General features: G+C 69.2%; 1 protein-coding gene. It reads right to left on the bottom strand.

Features of this window, described 5'->3' with window-relative positions:
• Positions 1–16 precede the first annotated feature (16 nt).
• Positions 17–2,368, bottom strand: coding sequence for an arylsulfatase (locus AC1DU4_RS26245; RefSeq protein ID WP_477844898.1), 2,352 nt, complete (start codon positions 2,366–2,368; stop codon positions 17–19).
• Between the last annotated feature and the right edge of the window lie 129 nt (positions 2,369–2,497).

Genomic DNA, 2,497 nt, shown 5'->3' with positions numbered 1-2,497 from the left:
CACGAGCGCGTGGCGCCTACTGGTGCTTGAGCACCGCGGCGAGGGCGTCCTCGGGGTCGATCAGGTGGCTGTGGTCGTCGTCCCCGAGCACGATGTCGGCCCAGTCGATCCTGCCGTTGAACCTGCCCCGCTCGGTCTTGTAGCCCTCGTACACCGGCATGCCGGTGTCGACGCCGACGTCCAGGCCCTCGTCGAACGAGAAGTACAGCGGGTGGGTGCGCTCGACCTTCCCGCTGCCCGCGTCGTCGCCGTCGATGTACAGCGTCGCGGTGCCGCCGCGGCCGATTCCGCCTCCGTCGTAGGCGAATTCGACGCGCACCTGGTGCTCGCCGGGCGCGAGATCGTCCTCCGAGAGCACCGTCGTCCGGCGCAGGCCGCAGTAGTTGTAGTGGTAGCCGAGCTTGCCGCCCTCGGTGAACAGGCACCAGCCGCCGGTCCGGCCGCCCTGCGTGACCACCACGCCCTCGGCGCCGCCGTCGGGGACCTGGATCTGCGCGGTCACCGAGTAGCTGCGGTTCTTGATGTTGATCGCGACGTTCTCGTTCAGCCTCGTCATGCCCTCGAACAGCCGCAGCTTGTCGCCCTGCACCAGGGTCGGCCGGCCGGCGATGGCCGGGTTCATCCGCTCCGCAGCCCGGTCGTCGAGCGGCAGCACGTTGTAGCGGGCCGCCTCGATGATGAACAGCTGCTGAAGCTGCGCCAGCCTCTCCGGGTGCTGCGCCGAGACGTCGTGCGCCTGGGTCCAGTCCGTGGTGGTGTCGTAGAGCTCCCACACGTCCAGCGAGAAGTCCGGGGCCTTCGCCACCACGTCCCACGGGGTGCGGTGCTTGGTGACTGCGGTCCAGCCGTCGTGGTAGATCCCGCGGTTGCCCATCAGCTCGAAGTACTGCGTCCGGTGCCGCTCGTCGGCGCCGGAGTCGTTGAACGAGTACGCGAACGACGTGCCGTGCATCGGCACCTGGGTGACGCCGTTGACGGTGTGCGGCTGGGCGAGACCGGCCAGCTCGAGGATGGTCGGGGCCACGTCGATCACGTGGTGCCACTGGGTGCGGATCTCGCCCTTGGCCTCGATGCCACCGGGCCAGTGCATGATCGTGCCGTTGCGGGTGCCGCCGTAGTGCGAGGCCACCTGCTTGGTCCACTGGTACGGCGTGCACATCGCGTGCGCCCAGCCGACGGCGTAGTGGTTGTAGGCCTCCGGCCCGCCGATCTTGTCGAGGTGCTCGTTCCAGAACTCGACGGTCTCGTACTCGCCGCCGCCGTTGGAGGCGGTGGTGATCATGTAGGTGCCCTCGAGGCCGCCCTCGGCGGAGGCACCGTTGTCGCCGATGATGTAGAGGATCAGCGTGTTGTCGAGCTCGCCGATCTCCTCGACGGCGTCCACCACCCGGCCCACGTGGAAGTCCGCGTACTCCAGGAACGCCGCGTACACCTCCATCTGGTGCGCCAGGATCGGCTTGCGCTCGGCGGGCACGTCGTCCCAGGCCATGATGCCGTCGGGGCGCGCGGTCAGGTCCGAGTCGGCGCCGATCACGCCGAGCTGCAACTGCTTGCGGAAGGTCTCGTCGCGGACCGCGTCCCAGCCCTGGTCGAACTTGCCCTTGTACTTGGCGATCCAGTCCTTCGGGACGTGGTGCGGGGTGTGCGTGGCGCCCGGCGCGAAGTAGGTGAAGAACGGCTTGTCGGGGGTGAGCGCCTGCTGCTGCTTGATGTAGTCGATGGCCTTGTCGGCCAGGTCCGGCATCAGGTGGTAGTCCGGGTCGTCCGGCGGCAGGATCGCGGAGACGCCGTCCACCAGGGCCGGCTGCCACTGGTTGGTCTCGCCGCCGATGAAGCCGTAGAAGCGCTCGAAGCCGCTGAACGCCGGCCAGTGGTCGAACGGGCCGGTGGGGCCCGACTCCCACACCGGCACCTCGTGGCACTTGCCGAACTGCGCTGTGTTGTAGCCGTTCTGGCGCAGGATCTCCGCCAACGGGGTGCACGAATTGGGGCGGGTGGAGCGGTAACCCGGTGCGGGCGTGGCGGTCTCGGTGATGTGCCCCATGCCGACCGCGTGGTGGTTGCGCCCGGTGAGCATGGCGGCGCGGGTCGGGGAGCACAGCGAGGTGGTGTGGAACCGGGAGTACTTGAGGCCGCCGGCGGCCAGTCGTTCGGCGGTCGGGGTGTGCACGGGGCCGCCGAACGCGCTCGAGGCACCGAACCCGACGTCGTCGAGCAGGATCAGCAGGACGTTCGGCGCGCCCTTCGGCGGTCGCTGCATCTCGATGGGCGGCAGCTTCGCCTCGGGATGCTTGGCGTCGAAGAACAACGGCCCCTGGTACTGCTGGTCCGGGATGGGGAGCACGGATCCGGGGAGTTCCTCGGCCATGGGGGAGTTCCTTCCAGTCGACAACGAGTCCCTGCCGACGGTAGGCACGGCCGCGGCGCCGCGGCTCACCCGTTTCGTGCGAAAGCCGCCAGCCGCCGTTCCCACCCGGTGATCTCGTCGTCGTGGGGC

This window comes from Rhodococcus sp. P4_F5, assembly GCF_056401315.1.
The sequence above is the reverse complement of the archived record's forward strand: the minus strand, read 5'-3'. Positions and strand labels throughout refer to the sequence as shown.